Below are 21,152 nucleotides of genomic sequence, written 5' to 3'. Positions count from 1 at the left end.
GACGGCGTCACCGCTGGTGGGGAGGGTGTCGGTGGCGCAACCTAGAGTGGCCGTCGTGACCCATGACCACCTCGTCGTCCGTGGCGCCCGCGAGCACAACCTCAAGGACGTCAGCATCGAGCTGCCCCGCGACGCCCTCGTCGTCTTCACCGGCCTGTCCGGCTCGGGCAAGTCCTCGCTCGCCTTCGACACGATCTTCGCCGAGGGCCAGCGGCGCTACGTCGAGTCCCTCTCGGCGTACGCCCGGCAGTTCCTCGGCCAGATGGACAAGCCCGACGTCGACTTCATCGAGGGGCTGTCCCCGGCGGTCTCCATCGACCAGAAGTCGACCAACCGCAACCCGCGCTCCACGGTCGGCACCATCACCGAGGTCTACGACTACCTGCGCCTGCTCTTCGCCCGCGCCGGTCGGCCGCACTGCCCGGTCTGCGGCGAGCCGATCACCCGGCAGAGCCCGCAGCAGATCGTCGACCGTCTCCTCGAGCTGCCCGAGAAGACCCGCTTCCAGCTCCTCGCGCCGGTGGTGCGGGCGCGCAAGGGCGAGTACGTCGACCTCTTCGCCGAGCTCCAGGCCAAGGGCTTCTCCCGCGCCCGCGTCGACGGCGAGGTGGTCACCCTCACCGAGCCGCCGAAGCTCGAGAAGCAGGTCAAGCACTCCATCGACGTCATCGTCGACCGTCTCGTCGCCAAGGGGTCCACCGACGCCTCGGCCAAGCGCCGGCTCACCGACTCCGTCGAGACCGCGCTCGGCCTGGCCGGCGGCGTGGTCGTCGTCGACTTCGTCGACCTCGAGGAGGGCCACCCCGATCGGGAGCGCCGCTATTCCGAGAAGATGGCCTGCCCCAACGACCACCCGCTGTCGATGGACGAGGTCGAGCCGCGCTCGTTCTCGTTCAACAGCCCCTTCGGCGCCTGCCCCGAGTGCACCGGTATCGGCACCGAGCTCGAGGTCGACCCCGAGCTCATCGTCCCCGACGACGACCTCACCCTCGCCGAGGGTGCCATCGCGCCGTGGGCGTCCGGCTCCGGTGCTGCCGACTACTTCCAGCGGGTCATGGGTGCCCTCGGCGACGAGCTCGGCTTCTCGATGGACGTCCCGTGGCGCGAGCTGCCGAAGAAGGCCCGCGACGCCCTCCTCACCGGGCGCAACCACAAGGTCCACGTCCGCTACCGCAACCGGTTCGGCCGCGAGCGGTCCTACTCCACCGGCTTCGAGGGCGCCATCCCGTTCGTCAAGCGACGGCACGCCGAGACCGACTCCGACTGGAGCCGCGAGCGGTACGAGGGGTACATGCGCGAGGTCCCGTGCCCGGTGTGCAAGGGCGCCCGGCTCAAGCCCGAGTCGCTCGCCGTGCTCGTCGGGGGCCGGTCCATCGCCGAGGTGTCCGCCCTGGCCATCGCCGACGCCGCGCGCTTCTTCGAGACCGTCGACTTCACGGTCCGCGAGCGGCAGATCGCCGAGCGGGTCATCAAGGAGATCAACGCCCGGCTCGGGTTCCTCCTCGACGTCGGCCTCGACTACCTCAGCCTCGACCGGCCGGCCGGCACGCTCTCCGGCGGTGAGGCGCAGCGCATCCGGCTCGCCACGCAGATCGGCTCCGGCCTCGTCGGCGTCCTCTACGTCCTCGACGAGCCGAGCATCGGGTTGCACCAGCGCGACAACCACCGGCTCATCGAGACCCTGACCCGGCTGCGCGACCTCGGCAACACGCTCATCGTCGTCGAGCACGACGAGGACACCATCGCCACCGCCGACTGGGTCGTCGACATCGGCCCGGGGGCGGGGGAGCACGGTGGCCAGGTGGTCCACTCCGGCACCGTCGCCGACCTGCTGACCCACCCTGACTCCATCACCGGCAAGTACCTCTCCGGGCGGCGCGAGATCCCGACGCCGTCGGTCCGCCGCCCGCAGGAGCGCGGCCGCGAGGTCGTCGTCGTCGGGGCCACCGAGCACAACCTCGACAAGGTCACCGTCGGGTTCCCGCTCGGCAACCTCGTCGCCGTCACCGGCGTCTCCGGGTCCGGCAAGAGCACGCTCGTCAACGACATCCTCTACAACGTCCTGGCCAACAAGCTCAACGGCGCCCGCCACGTCCCGGGCCGGCACAAGTCGGTCACCGGGCTCGACCACCTCGACAAGGTCGTCCACGTCGACCAGAGCCCGATCGGGCGCACACCGCGCTCGAACCCCGCGACGTACACCGGTGTCTTCGACCACATCCGCAAGCTCTTCGCCACGACCGAGGAGGCGAAGGTCCGCGGCTACCAGCCGGGCCGGTTCTCCTTCAACGTCAAGGGCGGACGCTGCGACGCGTGCTCCGGCGACGGCACGATCAAGATCGAGATGAACTTCCTGCCGGACGTCTACGTGCCGTGCGAGGTGTGCCACGGGGCGCGGTACAACCGCGAGACCCTCGAGGTGCACTTCAAGGGCAAGACGATCGCCGACGTCCTCGACATGCCGATCGAGGAGGCCGCCGACTTCTTCAAGGCGGTCCCGGCCATCGCCCGGCACATGACGACCCTCAACGAGGTCGGCCTCGGCTACGTCCGGCTCGGGCAGCCCGCCCCGACGCTCAGCGGTGGTGAGGCGCAGCGCGTCAAGCTCGCCTCGGAACTGCAGAAGCGCTCCACCGGTCGCACCGTCTACGTCCTCGACGAGCCGACGACCGGCCTGCACTTCGAGGACATCCGCAAGCTGCTCGGCGTGCTCCAGGGCCTCGTCGACAAGGGCAACACGGTCATCGTCATCGAGCACAACCTCGACGTCATCAAGAGCGCGGACTGGATCGTCGACCTCGGTCCCGAGGGCGGCAGCGGCGGCGGCCGGGTCATCGCCGAGGGCACGCCCGAGGAGGTCGCGGCGCTCGAGCACTCGCACACCGGCCGCTTCCTCGCGCCGGTGCTCGCGAAGACGGCGCGGACGACCACCCCGAAGCGCGGTGCGGCCACGACGACGAGGGCCAAGAAGACGACGGGGACCAAGAAGGCGGCGGCCAAGGGCACGTCGACGCGGCGCGACCCCACCCGCACGACGCGGAAGGCGACCACCCGCAAGGCGGGGTGAGCGTCAGCGACGGTCGGCCGTTCCCGGCAGCCAGCCGGTGACGATGACCCGCTTCGCGAACGGCCGGACGGCGGCGAGCAGCCCCTCGGCGTCGTCGACCCCGACCCAGGCCGAGGCCGACGCGTCGTCGGTGGCCGCCTCGAGGTCGTCGCGCAGCCGCCGGCCCTCGTCGCTGACGACGGGGCCACCGTTGTCGGCGGGCGCCGTGGTGAGCAGACCGGCGCCGCGCAGCGCCTCGGTGGCCGCGTCCCACTCCTCGTCGGACCACTTGCGGGTCGGCTGGAGGAACGGCCGACCGCGGGTGGCGCTCCCCGCCGGGTCGGTGGCCCGCACCCAGGCGTCGTAGAGCACGAGGGCCTCGAGCGGCCGCAGCCCGGACGCGGTGAGCGCCGCGACGTGGCCGTCGCCGCGCCACTCGCGCCACAGCGCGGACGCGTGCCAGAGGGCGAGGTGCGGCGCCTCCGGCCAGCCCTGCGCGGCGAACGCGGCGGCGAGCGGTCGGCCGCCGAGGTCGAGCGCGTCGAGCACCGGTCGCAGCCGGGCGACGAGGGCGGCGAGCGCGGGGGAGCCAACGGCGTCGCCGAGCGCCTCGCGCAGGCCGCGGTCGAGGCAGCGGGTGCGGACGTCGTCGAGCCCGGCCGGGGAGTGCCCCTCGAGGGCAAGCCCCCAGGCCTTGGTCACCGCCGCCGGCCGGAAGCCGAAGAAGGTCGCGGCCACGACCTCACCCGGCACCGTCCCCAGCGGCGCGGCCCGCATCCCCGTGTACGCCCCGAGCCATCCGATGCCGAGCTCCGTGCGCGTGGCGTCGACGTGCGGTCCGAAGTACGCCGCGAGGTGGTACGGCTCGAGGGTGCGGTAGGCGAGACGAGCGAGGCCGCGCACCGTCTCGTCGTGCCGGAAGGTGGTCATGCGGGCCACCCTAGGCGGCCCGGCGACCGGTCGTGGGGTGGACCGATGGCCGCTGTCCGAGGGTCCACAGGCGCCGTCCAGCGACGACGTGGATACTTCGAGGCGACCAGCCACCGGACCCAGAGGGAGCGCCCGATGAGCACCGACCACACCACCCCGTCCAGGCCCGAGTGCGGCTGCCTGAGCCGCCGCCAGACCTTCCGGGCGGCGGGTGTCGTCGGCGCGGCGGCCGTCGGCGTCGGCACGCTGTCGGCGTGCGGCTCCGCGCAGGACGCCGCGAACCAGGCCGCCGGCGCGGCGAGCTCGGCCGTCTCGCAGGTCATCAAGGCGGCCGAGATCCCGGTCGGGGGCGGGAAGGTCTTCGAGGCCATCTCGACCGTGGTCACCCAGCCGACCGCCGGGGAGTACAAGGCGTTCTCGTCGGTCTGCACCCACCAGGGCTGCCAGGTCGGGGGGGTCTCTAACGGCGTCATCACCTGCCCGTGCCACGGCAGCCAGTTCGACGCCGCGACGGGCGCGGTCAAGCAGGGTCCGGCCACGCAGCCGCTGCCCGAGAAGTCGGTCACCGTCAACGGGGACGGGATCACCGTCTCCTGACGCCGCCCCAGCCGCGGCCGGCCCGGCACGTCGACGACCTCGAGCGCCGGGCGAGGCTCGCGCGCCGGCACGGCCTGGCCCCCGGTTGCGGGTACCCCGACGAGGTCGCCGCCGCCCGGGGCATCGCGGCCCTCCACGCCACCGAGCCTGCGACGGTCCACCTCGCGCTGCGGGCGCGCGTCCCCACGACCACCGTGGCGGGCGTGGAGGACGCCCTCTACGGCGCGCGGAGCATCGTCAAGCAGACCGCGATGCGGCAGACCCTCTTCGGCGTGACGCGCGACGTGCTGCCGGCCGTGCTCGGCGGACCGTCCGCGCGGGTCGCCGACACGCTCCGCCGCCGGGTCGCCCAGGACCTCGAGCGGTCCGGGGTGACCCGGGACGGGCCGGCCTGGCTCGCGGCCGCCGGCGACGAGGTGCTCGAGGCCCTCGCGACGGCCGAGCCGACCGCCCCCGAGCTGCGCGCCGCGCTTCCCGGGCGGGACGTGACGATCGACCGGTCGCCGGGCAGCCGTTGGGGCGCGAGCGTGCCGGTGCTGCCGCAGGTGCTCTGGGTGCTCGCCGCGGAGGGCCGGGTCGTCCGCGCGCACAACGCCGGGCACTGGCGGCTCTCGAAGCCGAGGTGGACCACGGCGGAGCGATGGCTCGGCGAGGCGCCCGATCCGCTCCCCGCGCGCGAGGCCCACGCCGAGGTGGTCCGGCTCTGGCTGCGGGCGTTCGGGCCCGGAACCGAGGCCGACCTGCGCTGGTGGCTCGGCGGCACCCTCGGCGCGGTGCGCACCGCGCTCGCCGACCTCGGGGCGGTCCCGGTCTCGCTCGAGGGCACCGACGCCGTCGGCCGGCTGCTGCCCGACGACCTCGAGCCGGTCGAGCCGCCGGACCGGTGGGCCGCGCTCCTGCCGACCCTCGACCCCGCCGTCATGGGCTGGCGCGGGCGCACGTTCTACCTCGGCGGCCACGGCCCGGCCCTCGTCGACGCCGCGGGCAACGCGGGGACGACCGCGTGGTGGGACGGCCGGGTCGTCGGGTGCTGGGTGCAGGACGACGAGGCCCGGGTCCGGGTGGCGCTCCTCGAGGACGTCCCGGCCGCGGGCCGCCGGGCGCTCGACGCCGAGGCCGAGCGGCTGACCGGCTGGCTCGACGGCGTGCGCGTGACGACGATCTACTCCTCGCCCGCGATGCGTGAGGCCGCCGGGTGACCGCTGCCGCCGGTGTCGGGGCAGCGGCCTAGGGTTGACGGGTGGCCGACCCCTCGACGTACCGCCCCCGGCCGGGCGAGATCCCCACCGACCCCGGGGTGTACCGCTTCCGCGACACGGAGGGCCGGGTCATCTACGTCGGGAAGGCGAAGTCGCTGCGCCAGCGGCTCTCCTCCTACTTCCAGGACGTCGCCGCCCTCCACCCGCGCACGCAGACGATGGTGCGCACCGGCGCGAGCGTCGAGTGGACGGTCGTGACGACCGAGGTCGAGGCGCTCCAGCTCGAGTACGCGTGGATCAAGGAGTTCGACCCGCGCTTCAACGTCAAGTACCGCGACGACAAGTCCTACCCCTACCTCGCCGTGACGATGGGCGAGGAGTTCCCGCGGGCGATGGTCATGCGCGGCGCGAAGAAGAAGGGCACACGCTACTTCGGCCCGTACGCGCACGCCTGGGCCATCCGCGAGACCCTCGACCTCGCGATGCGGGTCTTCCCGATGCGCTCGTGCTCCGCCGGCGTCTTCAAGCGGGCCGCCCAGGTGGGTCGCCCGTGCCTCCTCGGCTACATCGACAAGTGCAGCGCCCCCTGCGTCGGCCGGGTCGACGCCGCGCACCACCGCGAGATCGCCGAGGACTTCTGCGACTTCATGGCCGGCAACTCCGGCCGCTTCCTCGGCCGGATGACCCGCGAGATGAAGGAGGCCGCCGCCGAGCTCGACTTCGAGCGGGCCGCCCGGCTGCGCGACGACATCGGCGCGCTCGAGCGCGTCCTCGAGAAGTCGGCCGTCGTCCTCCCGGACGCCACCGACGCCGACGTCTTCGGCCTGGCCGAGGACGAGCTCGAGGTCGCCGTCCAGCTCTTCCACGTCCGCGGGGGACGGGTGCGCGGCCAGCGCGGCTGGGTCGCCGAGCGGGACGCCGAGACGACCGCGGAGGTCGTCGAGCACCTGCTCCAGCAGGTCTACGGCGGCGAGTCCGGTGAGGGCGTGCCGCGCGAGGTCCTCGTGCCGGTGGTCCCCGACGACGCCGACGCCCTCGCCGAGTGGCTCGGTGGCCTGCGGGGCAGCCGCGTCGACCTGCGCGTCCCGCAGCGCGGCGACAAGCGCACCCTGATGGAGACGGTGGGCCGCAACGCGACCCAGAGCCTCGCCCGGCACAAGGTGACCCGCGCCGGCGACCTCACGACGCGCAGCCAGGCGCTCCAGCAGATCCAGGAGGCCCTCGACCTCGACGACGCCCCACTGCGCATCGAGTGCTTCGACATCAGCCACGTCCAGGGCACCCAGGTCGTCGGCTCGATGGTCGTCTTCGAGGACGGCCTGCCGCGCAAGTCCGAGTACCGGCGGTTCATCGTCCGTGGCGACGAGACCGGCGCCACCGACGACACCGCGGCGATGCACGAGGTGCTGACCCGCCGCTTCCGGCGCGGCCGCAAGGAGGCCGAGGAGCGCGAGCAGGAGGTCGCCGAGGGGCGCGAGCGGCCGGCCCGGTTCGCCTACACCCCGAACCTCGTCGTCGTCGACGGCGGCCTGCCCCAGGTCAACGCGGCCGCCCGCGCACTCCGGGAGGCCGGTGCGGTCGACGTCGCCGTCGTCGGCCTGGCGAAGCGGCTCGAGGAGGTCTGGGTGCCGGGCGAGGAGTTCCCCGTCGTCCTGCCACGCACGAGCGAGGGCCTCTACCTCCTCCAGCGGCTGCGCGACGAGGCGCACCGGTTCGCCATCACCTTCCACCGCCAGCGCCGGAGCAAGGCGATGACCCGCAGCGCCCTCGACTCGGTCCCCGGGCTGGGGGAGAAGCGGCGCAAGGCGCTGCTCAAGCGGTTCGGCTCGGTCAAGCGCATCCGGGCCGCCACTCTCGACGAGCTCGCCGACGTACCGGGCATCGGGCCTGCGCTCGCGGCGGTCGTTGCGGCAGAGTTGGGCACGGCGGACCAGATGCCGGCCATCGACCCGCTGACGGGCGAGGTCCTCGACGACGAAGGAGCAGGCGGTGACTGACGCGCTCGCGTCGCAACCGACGGACCGGGCCGACTTCCTCGTGGTCAGCGGGATGAGCGGAGCCGGTCGCTCGACGGCGGCCAACGTCCTCGAGGACCACGGCTGGTACGTCGTCGACAACCTTCCGCCGCAGCTGATCCCGGCGATGGCGGTGCTCGCCAAGCGCGCCCGTGACGAGGGTGCCGGCGACCTGCGCATCGCCGCGGTCGTCGACGTGCGGGCCCGCCCGTTCAGCGCCGAGCTGCGCGACGGCCTCGCAGCCGTGCGCGAGCACGGCTGGCACCCACAGCTGATGTTCCTCGACGCCACCGACGAGGCGCTGGTCCGCCGCTTCGAGAGCGTCCGCCGGCCGCACCCCCTGCAACGCGACGGGCGGCTGCTCGACGGCATCCAGGCCGAGCGCGAGCTGCTGCGCGACCTGCGGGCCGACGCGCACGTCGTCATCGACACCTCCGGACTCAACGTGCACCAGCTCGCCCGGAAGCTGACCCCCATCGTCGGGGTCACCGGCGGCCCGGCCCTGCGCCTCGCGGTGATGTCGTTCGGCTTCAAGTACGGCGTACCGCTCGACGCCGACTTCGTCTTCGACATGCGCTTCCTGCCCAACCCGTTCTGGGTCCCCGAGCTGCGCCCGCTCACCGGCGTCGACGCGCCCGTCTCCGAGTACGTCCTCTCCCAGGAGGGCGCCGGGTCCTTCATCGACCGGGTGGTCTCGCTCATGGAGCCGGTCACCGCCGGCTACCGCCGCGAGGGACGCCGCTATGCCACCCTCGCCGTCGGCTGCACCGGAGGCAAGCATCGCTCGGTCGCCGTCGCCGAGGCCCTCGCCGAGCGGCTCGCGGGCGGTGACGTCGCGTCCTTCGTCGTGCACCGCGACCTGGGGCGCGAGTGAGCGGCCCGGTCGTCACCGCGCTCGGCGGCGGGCACGGCCTCTCGGCGACCCTCACCGCGCTGCGGTTCGTCACCGACGACGTCACCGCCGTCGTCACCGTCGCCGACGACGGCGGCTCGAGCGGCCGGCTGCGCGACGAGTTCGGCGTCCTGCCGCCCGGCGACCTGCGGATGGCCCTCGCCGCGCTCTGCAGCGACACGGAGTGGGGCCACACCTGGCGCGACGTCCTCCAGCACCGGTTCGCCGGCGACGGCCCCCTCGGCGGGCACGCCCTGGGCAACCTGCTCATCGTCGCGCTCTGGGAGCTGCACGACGACCCCGTCGCGGGGCTCGACCTCGTCGGGCGCCTGCTCCAGGCCCACGGTCGGGTGCTGCCGATGGCCGCCGTCCCCCTCGCCATCGAGGCCGACGTCAGCGGGCTCGACCCCGCCGACCCGACCGCCCTGACGACGGTCCGCGGGCAGGCCCAGGTCGCGAGCACCCCCGGCAGCGTCGAGGGCGTCCGGCTCGTGCCCGCCGACCCGCCGGCCTACCCCGAGTCGGTCGCGGCGATCCGCGGCGCCGACTGGGTCGTCCTCGGCCCCGGCTCGTGGTTCACGAGCGTCATGACCCACCTCCTCGTGCCCGAGGTCAAGGAGGCCCTCGAGGTGACGCGCGCCCGGCGCATGCTCGTGCTCAACCTCGACCCGGGTGCCGGCGAGACGGCCGGCTTCCGGGCCGTGCACCACCTCGAGTCGCTGGCGTCGTTCGCGCCCGGGCTGCGGCTCGACGCGGTGCTCGCCGACCCCGCCGCCGTCGACGACCGGCCCGCCCTCGAGGAGCAGGCGGCCCGGATCGGCGCCCGCCTCCACGTCATGCCGGTGGCCCGCAGCACGCACCGCGGCGAGCACGACCCGCTGCGGTTCGCGGCGGCCCTGCGGGACATCCTGTACAGCCCGCGACCTCCGCGCTGACGCGTGGCAGGATGACCCCTTATGGCGATGACGGCGAAGGTGAAGGACGAGCTGAGCAGGCACGTCGTGACCAAGCCCTGTTGCCGCAAGGCCGAGGTCGCCGCGATGCTGCGGTTCGCCGGGGGGCTGCACATCATCGGCGGCCGGATCGTCGTCGAGGCCGAGCTCGACACCGCGAGCGCCGCGCGCCGGCTGCGGCGCGAGCTCGCCGAGGTGTACGGGCACACCCCCGAGGTCCTCGTCCTCGCGGCCGGGGGGCTGCGCAAGGGGAGCCGCTACGTGGTGCGGGTGGTCCAGGACGGTGAGGCGCTGGCCCGGCAGACCGGGCTCATCGACAGCCGCGGACGCCCGGTGCGTGGCCTGCCGGCCAAGGTGGTCAGCGGCTCGGTCTGCGACGCCGAGGCCGCGTGGCGCGGAGCGTTCCTCGCCCACGGGTCGCTCACCGAGCCCGGTCGCTCCTCGGCGCTCGAGGTCACCTGCCCCGGTCCGGAGGCCGCCCTCGCCCTCGTCGGCGCCGCGCGTCGGCTCGGCATCCAGTCCAAGGCCCGGGAGGTCCGCGGGGTCGACCGCGTCGTCATCCGCGACGGCGACGCCATCGGCGCGATGCTCACCCGGCTCGGCGCGCACGACGCGGTCCTCGCCTGGGAGGAGCGCCGCATCCGCCGGGAGGTGCGGGCCACCGCCAACCGGCTCGCGAACTTCGACGACGCCAACCTGCGCCGCTCCGCCCGGGCCGCCGTCGCCGCGGGCGCGCGGGTCGAACGCGCCCTGGAGATCCTCGGCGAGGAGGTGCCCGAGCACCTGCGCGAGGCGGGCGAGCTGCGCCTCACCCACAAGCAGGCGTCGCTCGAGGAGCTGGGTCAGCTCGCCGTGCCGCCGATGACCAAGGACGCCGTCGCCGGGCGGATCCGGCGGCTGCTCGCGATGGCCGACAAGAAGGCCCAGGACGACGGGATCCCGGACACCGAGGCCGTCCTCACCCCGGAGATGCTCGAGGGCTGAGACACCCTCCGACCGTCTCGGCGGAGCGCTCTGCGTAAACGGTTACTCGCCCGTACCCCGGACGCCTGCGTGACCGTTCCGGGCGGGGTCTAGGGTGGGGAGTGGACCACAGGGACGTGGGATCCGACCCACGTCACATCCCTCCCCTCGGAAGGCAACGCAAGTGACCGTTCGCGTAGGCATCAACGGCTTCGGCCGCATCGGGCGCAACTTCTTCCGCGCCGTGCAGGCGTCGGGCGCCGACATCGAGATCGTCGCCGCCAACGACCTCATGGACAACAAGACGATCGCGCACCTGCTGAAGTACGACTCCGTCCTCGGCGTGCTCGCCGACGACGTGTCGTACACCGACGACTCGATCACCGTCGGCGGCACGACGATCAAGATCTTCGCCGAGCGCAACCCCGCGGACATCGCCTGGGGCGACGCCGGGGCCGACGTCGTCATCGAGTCGACCGGCATCTTCACCGACGCCACCAAGGCGCACGCACACATCGACGGCGGCGCCAAGAAGGTCATCATCTCCGCGCCGGCCAAGAACGAGGACGGCACCTTCGTCATGGGTGTCAACCACGACGACTACGACCCCGAGACGATGCACGTCATCTCCAACGCCTCGTGCACGACGAACTGCCTCGCCCCGATGGCCAAGGCGCTCCACGACGAGCTCGGCATCGTCAAGGGCCTCATGACGACCGTCCACGCGTACACCTCGGACCAGAACCTCCTCGACGGCCCGCACCGCGACCTGCGGCGTGCCCGCGCCGCCGCGCTCTCCATCATCCCGACGAGCACCGGCGCCGCGAAGGCCATCGGCCTCGTCCTGCCCGACCTCAAGGGCAAGCTCGACGGCTACGCGCTGCGCGTCCCGACCCCGACCGGCTCCGCCACCGACCTCACCTTCGAGGCCGGCCGCGAGACCTCGGTCGAGGAGGTCAACGCCATCGTCAAGAAGGCCGCCGAGGGCGCGCTCAAGGGCTACCTCAAGTACACCGAGGACCCGATCGTCTCCGCCGACATCGTCACCGACCCGAGCTCGTGCATCTTCGACTCGGGCCTGACCAAGGTGATCGGCAACCAGGTCAAGGTCGTCGGCTGGTACGACAACGAGTGGGGCTACTCCAACCGCCTCGTCGACCTCGTCGTGCACGTCGGCGCGAGCCTCTGACCCGGGGGACCGACCGACCCATGGCTGACATCGCCTCGCTGGGCGACCTGCGCGGCAAGCGCGTCCTCGTCCGGTCCGACCTCAACGTGCCCCTCGACGGCACGACTATCACCGACGACGGCCGCATCCGGGCGTCGGTCCCGACCATCCGGCAGCTGTCCGAGGCGGGCGCACGCGTCGTCGTGTGCGCCCACCTCGGGCGGCCCAAGGGTGCCCCGGAGGAGAGGTACTCGCTGCGGCCCGTCGTCGGGCGGCTCTCCGAGCTGCTCGGGCGCGACGTCGTCTTCGCCACCGACACGGTCGGCGAGAGCGCGCGGGCGGCCGTGTCCGCGATGGCCGACGGTGACGTCGTCCTCCTCGAGAACCTCCGGTTCAACCCGGGCGAGACGGCCAAGGCCGACGAGGACCGGGCGGAGTTCGCCGACGCCCTCGCCGGGCTCGCCGACGCCTTCGTCTCCGACGGCTTCGGGGTCGTGCACCGCAAGCAGGCCTCCGTCTACGACGTCGCCACCCGGCTGCCGTCGGCGATGGGCGGGCTGGTCCACGACGAGGTCGAGGTGCTGCGCCGCCTCACCGAGTCCCCGGAGCGCCCGTACGCCGTCGTCCTCGGCGGGGCCAAGGTCGCCGACAAGCTCGCCGTCATCGACAACCTCATGGGCACCGCCGACCGGCTGCTCATCGGCGGCGGGATGCTCTTCACGTTCCTCGCCGCCCAGGGCCACGAGATCGGCACCAGCCTCTTCGACGCCGACAGCGTCGAGGCGTGCAAGGGCTACCTCGAGCGGGCCGAGCGCGAGGGCGTCGAGATCGTCCTGCCCGTCGACGTCGTCGTCGGGAAGGAGTTCTCCGCCGACACCGAGACCGACACCGTGGCCGCCGACGCCATCCCGGCCGACGCGATGGGCCTCGACATCGGTCCGGAGTCCTCGGGGCTGTACGCGGACAAGCTCGCCGACGCCCGCACGGTCTTCTGGAACGGCCCGATGGGTGCTTTCGAGATGGCCCCGTTCGCGGCCGGCACGAAGGCGGTGGCGCAGGCGCTCGTCGACGCCACCGCCGGTGGTGCGCTCACCGTCGTCGGTGGCGGCGACTCGGCGGCGGCGGTGCGGCAGCTCGGCTTCGCCGACGACCAGTTCGGCCACATCTCCACCGGGGGTGGCGCCTCCCTCGAGTACCTCGAGGGCAAGGAGCTGCCCGGCATCGCGATCCTCACGAAGGAGCACTGAATGGCCTCGGGCCGCACCCCGCTCATGGCGGGGAACTGGAAGATGAACCTGGACCACCTCCAGGCGACCCACCTCGTCCAGAAGCTCGACTGGACCCTGCGCGACGGCAAGCACGACTTCGCCGCCGTCGAGGTCGTCGTCCTGCCGCCGTTCACCGACATCCGCAGCGTCCAGACGCTGATCGACGGTGACCGGCTCGACCTGCGGCACGGCGCCCAGGACCTCTCGGTCCACGACTCCGGCGCCTACACGGGCGAGGTGAGCGGCGCGATGCTCGCCAAGCTCGGCTGCACCTACGTCGTCGTCGGGCACAGCGAGCGGCGCGAGTACCACGCCGAGACCGACGAGGTGGTCAACCTCAAGCTCAAGGCCGCCTTCAAGCACGGCCTCACGCCGATCTTCTGCGTCGGCGAGGGGCTCGAGGTCCGGCAGGCCGGCACGCACGTGGCACACGTCCTCGCCCAGGTCGAGGCCGGCCTCGACGGCATCCCCGCCGACCAGGCGCGCACCGTCGTCGTCGCCTACGAGCCGGTCTGGGCGATCGGCACCGGTGAGGTCGCCACCCCGGACGACGCGCAGGAGGTCTGCGCGGCGATCCGCACGAAGCTCGCCGAGCTGTACAGCGGCGACGTCGCCGACGGCATCCGCATCCTCTACGGCGGGTCGGTCAAGTCGGGCAACGTCGCGGCGATCATGGGCAAGGACGACGTCGACGGCGCGCTCGTCGGCGGTGCCTCGCTCGAGGCCGGCGAGTTCGCCGCGATCTGCCGCTTCCGCGACCACCTGACGACGAGCTGAGCGGTCCGCAGCTGCCGCGCGCCCCGGGGCTCGCGGCGGCCGCACCGGGCAACGGTTATCCTTGTCCGGTTCGTCCCCAGCCCCCCACAGCGAAGGATCCCTTTCGTGGACGCGGTTCGCATCGGCCTCCAGGTCCTCCTGGTCATCGGAGGCCTCTTCCTCACCCTCCTCATCCTGCTCCACAAGGGCAAGGGCGGCGGGCTGTCGGACATGTTCGGCGGCGGCATGTCGAGCTCGCTCGGCGGTTCGTCCGTGGCCGAGCGCAACCTCGACCGGATCACCGTCGGGGTGGCGATCGTCTGGTTCACCTGCGTCGTCGGTCTCGGCGTCCTCGAGCGGTTCGCCTGAGAGGGGACTGACCATGGCCGGAGGAAACGCGATCCGTGGCTCGCGCGTGGGCGCGGGCCCGATGGGTGAGGCCGAGCGCGGCGAGGCGGCCCCGCGCCGGTTCGTCTCGTTCTGGTGCTCCAACGGGCACGAGACGAAGCCGAGCTTCGCCGAGGAGCCGGGGCTCGTCGTCCCGGACCAGTGGGACTGCCCGCGCTGCGGGTTCCCCGCCGGGCAGGACCAGGACAACCCGCCGGCCCCGCCGAAGGTGGAGCCCTACAAGACCCATCTCGCCTACGTCAAGGAGCGCCGCTCCGACGAGGACGGCCAGGCCATCCTCGAGGAGGCCCTCGAGAGCCTGCGCGGACGCGGCCTCATCCAGTGAGCCGCTGACCCGCGCGGCCCTCAGCGGCGGCCGGCGGACGCCAGGTGGCCGACGACGTTCTCGACCCAGCCCTGCTCGCGCTTCATCCAGCGGACCGCGACGAGCGTGCGCAGCACGACGGGGACGCCGCGGCGTGGGGGCTCGACGGCGAGGTCCGTGCCGAACGGGTCGTTGGCGACGACCCAGCGGTAGCCGGCGGCGACGAGGTGGTCGCCGATGACCGTCGAGACGACGGTGACGACCTCGGAGGCCTCGGCCTCGTCGTCCCGCTCGACGGCGGCGTCGTAGGCGGCCGCCACGCTCACGAGGTCCGTGGGGTCGATGCCGTGGTCCGCGTACCGGAGCCGGTAGGCCTCGAGCCGGGCCTCCTCGTCCCCGGTCAGGGGACGGCTCGTCACCTCCTCCACCGGCTCGAGCAGGTCGTCCTGCGCCGGGTCCTCGGCGAGCACCGTCTCCGGCTCGCGGGAGCGCCAGCGGTCGAGGATGCCCACGGCGCCTCAGCCCAGCTCGCCCGCGGCGTCGGCGTCGACGAGCCAGAGCGTGCGCTCCTCGCCGTGGACGTGCGCGGCCGGGGTCTGCTCGAACGGCGACCCCTCGACCCCGCGGCGGACGGCGTCGGCCTTGTCCGCACCGGCGACGAGGAACCACACCTCGCGGGAGCGCTCGAGGCACTCGCGGGTCAGCGAGACGCGGTCCGGGGGCGGCTTGGGGGAGTCGTGCACCGCGACGGCGACGGCGTCGGTGGTGCCCGCCGCCGGGTGGTGCGGGAAGAGCGAGGCGACGTGCCCGTCCGGGCCGACACCGAGGACCATGACGTCGAACGCGCCGGACCCGTGCTCGCGGATGGCGGCCGCGTAGGCGTCGGCGGCCTCCTCGGCCGAGGCGGTGGCGTCGGGGCCCGGAACCCGGTGCACGTGCGCCGGGTCGAGCCCGAGCGTCGCGAGCCCGGCGTCGTCGTTCTGGGTGTCGTTGCGGTCGGGGTCACCGGCCGGCAGGTAGCGCTCGTCGCCCCACCAGACGTGGACCCGGCGCCAGTCGACGGCGGTCCGGGCCGGCTCGGCCGCGAGCGAGCGGACGATCTCCGAGCCCATCGATCCGCCGGTCAACGAGACGTGGGCGACCCCGCGGGCCCCGACGGCGTCGACGAGCGCGACGACGAGCCGGGCCGCCGCCGCATCGGCGAGGGCCTGCTTGGAGGGGTGGACGAGGACGGTGCTGCGGGTCACGAGCGGCGCTCCTTCACCTCGGCGAGCTTGGTGGCGGCCGCCTTGCGGACGTCCTCGCTCGAGGCGCCCTCCGCCGGCATCGGACGCTTCTCGACCATCGCGCTGCTGCCCGCGGCCCGGGCCGCGCGCCGCAGCCGCTTGGCGGTGCGCTCGGCCTCGGCGGGCGAGGGCGCCTCGCCCGTGCGGACCGCCTCGCTCGCGGTGCGCCGGCTGGTGCGCAGGGCCGGGAACCCCTTGGTCAGCGCCTCCTCGTAGACCTCGTCGGGGTCGAGCCGGCGCAGCTCGTCGGCGAGGCACTCGGCGTCCGAGCGGTGCGGCAGCGCGAGCGTGCGGTCCGGCTGGCCGGGCTGGCGCAGCATCGAGGTGTTGCCGTCCTCCGGGCGGACGAGGTCGACGGTGCCGCTCCGGCGCTCGAGGCGCACCGAGATGATGCCCGAGCCCTGCTTGGAGCGGGCCAGCGACACCGGGCAGCGCAGGCGGCTGGCGAGCCACCCGGCGAGCAGCTCCCCGGACGGGGAGTCCGGGGCCGCGACGACGAGCGCCTCGGTGACCGGCTCGTACGGCGGCTGGTCGAGGGCCGCGGCGAGCAGCCCGCGCCACAACGTGATCCGCGACCAGGCGAGGTCGCTGTCGCCGGGGGAGTAGGCCGCGGCGAGCCGCTTGAGGACGGTGCGCGGGGCTCCCGTCGTGTGCGCGGCGTCGGTGATCCGTCGCTGGCCCATCGCGCCGACGGGGTCGGCCGCGGGGTCCTTCGGCGCCTCCTGCGGCCACCACACGACGATGGGGGAGTCGGCGAGCAGGAGCGGCGTGACGACCGCGCGGCCGTGGCTCGCGAGCGGTCCGTAGAGCCGGAGCACGACGACCTCGGACGCGCCGGCGTCGCCACCGACCCGGATCTGGCCGTCGAGGCGGGCGACGCCACGGCGGTTGCCCGCGACGACGACGATGATCCGGCACGGGTGCTGCCGGCTCGCGTCGTTCGCGACCTCGATGGCCTGCTCGGCGTCGGCCTCGTCGACGGGGACGACGAGGGTCAGCACGCGCGAGAGGGCCATCGAGCCGGTGTCGGCCCGCAGCGCGACGAGCTTCTTCGAGACGGCCGCGGTCGAGGTGTTCGGGAGGTCGACGATCACGGGAGCCTCCACTCGCGTCCGTCACGGTGCATCAGGGCGTCCGCGGACTGCGGTCCCCAGCCGCCCGCGGCGTACTGCTGCGGGGCCCGGCCCTTGCCCGCCCAGAACTTCTCGATCGGGTCGAGGATCTGCCAGGAGAGCTCGACCTCCTCGTGCCGGGGGAAGAGCGGCGGCTCGCCGAGGAGCACGTCGAGGATGAGCCGCTCGTAGGCCTCCGGGGAGGACTCGGTGAAGGAGCGGCCGTAGCCGAAGTCCATCGTCACGTCGCGCACCTCCATCTGCGCCCCGGGGACCTTGGCGCCGAACCGGAGCGTGACGCCCTCGTCGGGCTGGACCCGGATGACGACCGCGTTCTGGCCGAGCTCCTCGGTCGCGGTGTGCGTGAAGGGCAGGTGCGGCGCCTGCTTGAAGACGACCGCGATCTCGGTGACCCGCTTGCCGAGGCGCTTGCCGGTGCGCAGGTAGAACGGCACGCCGGCCCAGCGCCGGGTGTCGATCTCGAGCCGCACGGCCGCGTAGGTCTCGGTCGTCGAGCCCGTCGCGACGCCGTCCTCCTCGAGGTAGCCGACGACCTCCTCGCCGCCCTGCCAGCCGCTGGCGTACTGCCCGCGCGCCGTGCCGGCCGCGAGGTCGTCGGGGATCCGGACCGCCGAGAGGACCTTCTCCTTCTCGAAGCGCAGCCCCTGGGCGTCGAACGAGACCGGCTCCTCCATGGCGGTGAGCGCGAGGAGCTGGAGGAGGTGGTTCTGGATGACGTCGCGGGCGGCGCCGATGCCGTCGTAGTAGCCGGCCCGGCCGCCGATGCCGATGTCCTCGGCCATCGTGATCTGCACGTGGTCGACGTAGTTCGCGTTCCAGACCGGCTCGAACATCTGGTTCGCGAAGCGCAGGGCCAGGAGGTTCTGGACGGTCTCCTTGCCGAGGTAGTGGTCGATCCGGAAGACGGAGTCCGCCGGGAAGACGTTCTCGACGATGGAGTTCAGCTCGCGGGCCGACGCCAGGTCGTGCCCGAACGGCTTCTCGATGACCACCCGCCGCCACGACCCGCTCTTCGGCGTGGAGAGCCCCGAGCGCTCGAGCTGCTGGCACACGGTCGCGAACGAGCCGGGCGGGATGGAGAGGTAGAACGCGTGGTTGCCGCCGGTGCCGCGCTGCTCGTCCAGCTCGGCGACGGTCTCGGCGAGCAGGTCGAAGGCGCTGTCGTCGTCGAAGCTGCCCGGCACGAACCGGATGCCCTCGGAGAGGGTGCGCCACACCTCCTCGCGGAACGGGGTGCGCGCCCGCTCCTTGACCGACTCGTAGACGATCTTCCCGAAGTCCTGGTCGGCCCAGTCCCGCCGGGCGAAGCCGACGAGCGAGAAGCCCGGTGGCAGCAGGCCTCGGTTGGCGAGGTCGTAGATCGCCGGCATGAGCTTCTTGCGGGCGAGGTCGCCGGTCACCCCGAAGAGGACGAGAGAGCACGGCCCGGCGATCCGCGGGAGGCGCTTGTCCCGGGGGTCGCGCAGCGGGTTGGACTCGGCGGTGACGCGGGCCGGGCTCATGCGCCGCCTCGGCCGAGGAGGGAGCGCACCTGGGCGAGGCCGGTGTCGTGGTCGGCGAGGTGGAGCCGGAGGACCGGTCGGCCGTGCTCGGCGAGCACCTGGGCGTCACCGGCGGCCTGGGCCGCGATGAACTGCCCGAAGGTGAAGTCGCGCCCCGGCACCGCCAAGTCCTCGGCCGGCGCGGTCGTCACCTGGAGGTAGACGCCGGTCGCCGGGCCGCCCTTGTGGTACTGCCCGGTGGAGTGGAGGAACCGGGGACCCCAGCCGAACGTGACCGGCCGGCCGGTGCGCGCCGCGAGGTCGTGCGCGACGTTCTCGAGGTCGGCGTCGGCCTCGCGGTCGAGGTAGGCCATCACGGCGACGTAGCCGCGCTCGGGGTCGAGCTGCGCGAGCAGGTCGTCGAGCGCGGTGTCGAGGGTTCGGGTGCCGGTCAGCCAGTCGCCGCCGAGGGTGCGGACCTCGACCGCGCCGTCGGTGAAGGCCGGCGCGTCCCCGCTGCCGATGCCCTTCCCGAGCAGGTCGCGGGCGGCGGCCTTCGCGCTCTCGACGTCGGGCTGGTCGAAGGGGTTGATGCCGAGCAGCCGGCCGGCCACGGCGGTCGCCGCCTCCCACAGGAGCATCTGCGCACCGAGCGGCCCGGCGACGGTCACGAGGGACGCGCCCTCGGTGGTGTCGTCGTCCGCGTCGGTCGCGACGAGCCGGACGACGGTGGCGTCCGGCCAGGGGTCGGTCGGGACCGACCCGACCGCGACGACCGGCAGGAGACCCGTGCCCTCCTTGCCCGTCGACTCCGCGATGAGCTGTTCGGCCCACGCGGGGAAGCCGACGTTCTCGGTGCCCGCGTCGACGAGGACGAGCTTGTCGCGCAGCGGCTCGGTGCCCGCCATCGCCGCGCCGAGCCGGAGGGCCGGGTTGGCCTCGTCGTCGGCGGCGAGGAGGTCGGCGACGGTCTCGGCGTCGTCGAGCAGCGCCTCGATGTCGGCGCCGGCCAGGCCGCTCGGGACGAGCCCGAACGCGGTGAGCGCCGAGTACCGACCTCCGACAGCCGGATCGGCGTTGACGACCCGGTAGCCGTCACCGCGGGCCTGCTGGTCGAGTGGGCTCCCCGGATCGGTGACCACGACCATCCGGGAGGTCGGGTCGAGCCCGGCGTCGCGGAAGGCCTGCTCGAAGGCGCGGCGCTGGCTGTCGGTCTCGACCGTCGACCCGGACTTGCTGGAGACGACGACGACGGTGCGCCCGAGGTCGGTCAGCGCGCCACGGACGACGTCCGGGTCGGACGAGTCAAGGACGACGATCGGCACCTCGGCGGTCGCACAGATGACCTCGGGGGCGAGCGACGAGCCGCCCATCCCGCAGAGGACGACGCGGTCGTAGCCGACCTCCTGCAGCACCGCCCGCAGGGCGGCGACCTCGCCGACGAGCGGGCGCGAGCTGCGGGGGAGACCGGTCCAGGACAGGCGCTTGGACGCCTCGTCCTCGGCGGCCTCACCCCACAGGGTGTGGTCCTGGGCGAACAGCCGGCTCGCCACCCGGTCGGCGACGAGGGTGGGCACGTGGGTGGCGACGGCCTCGGCCGCCGCCCCGGTGGCGGAGACGTCGAGCGTGCTCACGCGCTCGCCTTCTCCAGCTCGCGCGTGACGCCGTCGAGCAGCTCGGCCCAGCTCTTCTCGAACTTGTCGACGCCCTCGCGCTCGAGCTGGTCGACGACCTCGGAGTACGAGATCCCCAGCCGCTCGAGGGTGTCGAGCACCGCGGCCGCGTCGGCGTAGGCGCCGGTGACGGTGTCACCGGTGACCTCCGCGTGGTCGGCCGTGGCCTCGAGCGTCTTCTCCGGCATCGTGTTGACGGTGCCGGGGGCGACGAGCTCGGTGACGTACATCGTGTCCGGGTAGGCCTCGTCCTTGACTCCCGTCGATGCCCACAGCGGCCGCTGCGGGTGCGCCCCGGCCGCCTCGAGGGAGGCCCAGCGCGGCGTGGAAAAGACCTCCTCGTACGCCTGGTAGGCCAGCCGGGCGTTGGCGATGCCGGCCTTGCCGCGCACGCTCCTCGCCTCGTCGGAGCCGATGGCGTCGAGGCGCTTGTCGACCTCGGAGTCGACCCGGCTGACGAAGAACGACGCGACCGACCGGATGGTCGAGAGGTCGCGGCCCTGCTCACGGGCCTGCTCGAGACCGGTGAGGAAGGCGTTCATCACCGCGCGGTACCGGTCGAGGCTGAAGATCAGGGTGACGTTGACCGAGATGCCCTCGGCCAGCACCTGCGAGATGGCCGGCAACCCCTCGACCGTGGCCGGGATCTTGATGAAGACGTTCGGCTGGCCGACCTCGGCGGCCAGCGCCTTGGCCTCCTCGACCGTCTTCGCGGTGTCGTGCGCCGAGCGGGGGTCGACCTCGATGGAGACCCGGCCGTCTTGGCCGTCGGTGCGCTCCCAGACCGGCTTCATCACCTCGCACGCGTCGTGCACGTCGCGGGTGGTCAGGGCGAAGACGGCCTCGTCGACCGTCCTCCCGGCGCGGGAGAGCTCCTCGACCTGCTCGTCGTAGGCGTGGCCCTCGGCGAGCGCGGCCTGGAAGATCGACGGGTTGGTCGTCACGCCGACGACGCCCCGGGTGTCGATGAGCTCCTGGAGGTTGCCCGACGAGATCCGCTCGCGCGACAGGTCGTCGAGCCAGATCGACACGCCGTTCGCGGCGAGGTCCTGGAGGGGCTGGGGTGTGGTGGTGGTCATG

At 73.4% G+C, this 21,152-nt stretch carries 19 protein-coding genes; 12 read left to right on the top strand and 7 right to left on the bottom strand.

The genetic code is table 11. The features are described from left to right. Nucleotides 1-55: 55 nt before the first annotated feature. Entirely contained in the window at nucleotides 56-3,067 is a 3,012-nt protein-coding gene (uvrA, locus tag PKA89_RS05480; protein ID WP_324417366.1) for an excinuclease ABC subunit UvrA, read from the top strand. Between the two features lie 3 nt (nucleotides 3,068-3,070). Here uvrA and PKA89_RS05475 read toward each other — a convergent pair whose 3' ends face one another. After that, the gene (locus PKA89_RS05475) at nucleotides 3,071-3,976 is read right to left on the bottom strand and encodes a hypothetical protein (RefSeq protein ID WP_324417364.1); all 906 of its coding nucleotides are present in this window, start codon (nucleotides 3,974-3,976) and stop codon (nucleotides 3,071-3,073) included. A 135-nt stretch (nucleotides 3,977-4,111) separates the two neighbouring features. Between PKA89_RS05475 and PKA89_RS05470 the strand changes: the two genes are divergently transcribed. The 11 genes from PKA89_RS05470 (at nucleotide 4,112) to PKA89_RS05420 (ending at nucleotide 14,520) form a co-directional block, all read left to right on the top strand. Then, nucleotides 4,112-4,573: a Rieske (2Fe-2S) protein gene (locus tag PKA89_RS05470; protein WP_324417362.1), complete on the top strand. Its 462-nt coding sequence runs from the start codon at nucleotides 4,112-4,114 to the stop codon at nucleotides 4,571-4,573. Next, nucleotides 4,570-5,772: a winged helix DNA-binding domain-containing protein gene (locus PKA89_RS05465; RefSeq protein WP_324417557.1), complete on the top strand. Its 1,203-nt coding sequence runs from the start codon at nucleotides 4,570-4,572 to the stop codon at nucleotides 5,770-5,772. The genes PKA89_RS05470 and PKA89_RS05465 overlap by 4 nt, the downstream gene beginning before the upstream one ends. A gap of 41 nt (nucleotides 5,773-5,813) precedes the next feature. Beyond that, nucleotides 5,814-7,769 (top strand): excinuclease ABC subunit UvrC, encoded by a 1,956-nt coding sequence (gene uvrC / locus PKA89_RS05460; protein ID WP_324417360.1) that lies wholly within the window; start codon nucleotides 5,814-5,816, stop codon nucleotides 7,767-7,769. Further along, a complete protein-coding gene (gene rapZ, locus PKA89_RS05455; RefSeq protein WP_324417358.1) occupies nucleotides 7,762-8,661 on the top strand; it encodes an RNase adapter RapZ in 900 nt (299 codons plus the stop codon). Before uvrC ends, rapZ begins: the two co-directional genes overlap by 8 nt. Continuing rightward, nucleotides 8,658-9,614 (top strand): uridine diphosphate-N-acetylglucosamine-binding protein YvcK, encoded by a 957-nt coding sequence (yvcK, locus tag PKA89_RS05450; RefSeq protein ID WP_324417356.1) that lies wholly within the window; start codon nucleotides 8,658-8,660, stop codon nucleotides 9,612-9,614. The genes rapZ and yvcK overlap by 4 nt, the downstream gene beginning before the upstream one ends. Before the next feature lie 21 nt (nucleotides 9,615-9,635). Beyond that, complete coding sequence (gene whiA / locus PKA89_RS05445; RefSeq protein WP_324417354.1) at nucleotides 9,636-10,616, top strand: DNA-binding protein WhiA; 981 nt, start codon at nucleotides 9,636-9,638, stop codon at nucleotides 10,614-10,616. 163 nt (nucleotides 10,617-10,779) lie between these two features. Further along, nucleotides 10,780-11,784, top strand: a complete 1,005-nt coding sequence (gap, locus tag PKA89_RS05440; protein WP_324417352.1) for a type I glyceraldehyde-3-phosphate dehydrogenase — start codon at nucleotides 10,780-10,782, stop codon at nucleotides 11,782-11,784. 20 nt (nucleotides 11,785-11,804) lie between these two features. Beyond that, a complete protein-coding gene (locus PKA89_RS05435) occupies nucleotides 11,805-13,010 on the top strand; it encodes a phosphoglycerate kinase (protein ID WP_324417350.1) in 1,206 nt (401 codons plus the stop codon). After that, complete coding sequence (tpiA, locus tag PKA89_RS05430) at nucleotides 13,011-13,808, top strand: triose-phosphate isomerase (protein ID WP_324417348.1); 798 nt, start codon at nucleotides 13,011-13,013, stop codon at nucleotides 13,806-13,808. Nucleotides 13,809-13,913: 105 nt separating this feature from the next. Continuing rightward, nucleotides 13,914-14,156, top strand: coding sequence for a preprotein translocase subunit SecG (secG, locus tag PKA89_RS05425; RefSeq protein ID WP_324417346.1), 243 nt, complete (start codon nucleotides 13,914-13,916; stop codon nucleotides 14,154-14,156). Between the two features lie 13 nt (nucleotides 14,157-14,169). Beyond that, entirely contained in the window at nucleotides 14,170-14,520 is a 351-nt protein-coding gene (locus PKA89_RS05420) for an RNA polymerase-binding protein RbpA (RefSeq protein WP_324417344.1), read from the top strand. Nucleotides 14,521-14,540: 20 nt separating this feature from the next. Here the strand turns inward: PKA89_RS05420 and PKA89_RS05415 are convergent, their stop codons facing one another. The 6 genes from PKA89_RS05415 to tal are packed head-to-tail and all read right to left on the bottom strand — an operon-like array spanning nucleotide 14,541 to nucleotide 21,151. After that, a complete protein-coding gene (locus PKA89_RS05415) occupies nucleotides 14,541-15,011 on the bottom strand; it encodes a hypothetical protein (protein ID WP_324417342.1) in 471 nt (156 codons plus the stop codon). A gap of 6 nt (nucleotides 15,012-15,017) precedes the next feature. Beyond that, a complete protein-coding gene (gene pgl / locus PKA89_RS05410; protein WP_324417341.1) occupies nucleotides 15,018-15,746 on the bottom strand; it encodes a 6-phosphogluconolactonase in 729 nt (242 codons plus the stop codon). Further along, the gene (locus PKA89_RS05405) at nucleotides 15,743-16,879 is read right to left on the bottom strand and encodes a glucose-6-phosphate dehydrogenase assembly protein OpcA (protein WP_324417340.1); all 1,137 of its coding nucleotides are present in this window, start codon (nucleotides 16,877-16,879) and stop codon (nucleotides 15,743-15,745) included. Before PKA89_RS05405 ends, pgl begins: the two co-directional genes overlap by 4 nt. Continuing rightward, entirely contained in the window at nucleotides 16,876-18,420 is a 1,545-nt protein-coding gene (gene zwf, locus PKA89_RS05400) for a glucose-6-phosphate dehydrogenase (RefSeq protein ID WP_324417338.1), read from the bottom strand. The genes PKA89_RS05405 and zwf overlap by 4 nt, the downstream gene beginning before the upstream one ends. Further along, entirely contained in the window at nucleotides 18,417-20,033 is a 1,617-nt protein-coding gene (locus PKA89_RS05395; RefSeq protein ID WP_324417336.1) for a glucose-6-phosphate isomerase, read from the bottom strand. Before PKA89_RS05395 ends, zwf begins: the two co-directional genes overlap by 4 nt. Further along, complete coding sequence (gene tal / locus PKA89_RS05390; protein WP_324417334.1) at nucleotides 20,030-21,151, bottom strand: transaldolase; 1,122 nt, start codon at nucleotides 21,149-21,151, stop codon at nucleotides 20,030-20,032. The genes PKA89_RS05395 and tal overlap by 4 nt, the downstream gene beginning before the upstream one ends. Nucleotide 21,152: the final 1 nt, after the last annotated feature.

It is taken from the genome of Phycicoccus sp. (assembly GCF_035325325.1).
Taxonomy (GTDB): domain Bacteria; phylum Actinomycetota; class Actinomycetes; order Actinomycetales; family Dermatophilaceae; genus Phycicoccus.
Note: the sequence above shows the minus strand (reverse complement) of the source record. Positions and strands in the feature narration are given on the sequence as shown.

Bases quoted from the DNA above. Each gene is read 5' to 3' on its own strand.
- PKA89_RS05475 (WP_324417364.1), bottom strand. From the start codon at position 3,976: ATGACCACCTTCCGGCACGACGAGACGGTGCGCGGCCTCGCTCGTCTC.
- PKA89_RS05470 (WP_324417362.1), top strand. From the start codon at position 4,112: ATGAGCACCGACCACACCACCCCGTCCAGGCCCGAGTGCGGCTGCCTG.
- zwf (WP_324417338.1), bottom strand. From the start codon at position 18,420: ATGAGCCCGGCCCGCGTCACCGCCGAGTCCAACCCGCTGCGCGACCCC.
- PKA89_RS05420 (WP_324417344.1), top strand. From the start codon at position 14,170: ATGGCCGGAGGAAACGCGATCCGTGGCTCGCGCGTGGGCGCGGGCCCG.
- tpiA (WP_324417348.1), top strand. From the start codon at position 13,011: ATGGCCTCGGGCCGCACCCCGCTCATGGCGGGGAACTGGAAGATGAAC.
- tal (WP_324417334.1), bottom strand. From the start codon at position 21,151: ATGACCACCACCACACCCCAGCCCCTCCAGGACCTCGCCGCGAACGGC.
- whiA (WP_324417354.1), top strand. From the start codon at position 9,636: ATGGCGATGACGGCGAAGGTGAAGGACGAGCTGAGCAGGCACGTCGTG.
- PKA89_RS05435 (WP_324417350.1), top strand. From the start codon at position 11,805: ATGGCTGACATCGCCTCGCTGGGCGACCTGCGCGGCAAGCGCGTCCTC.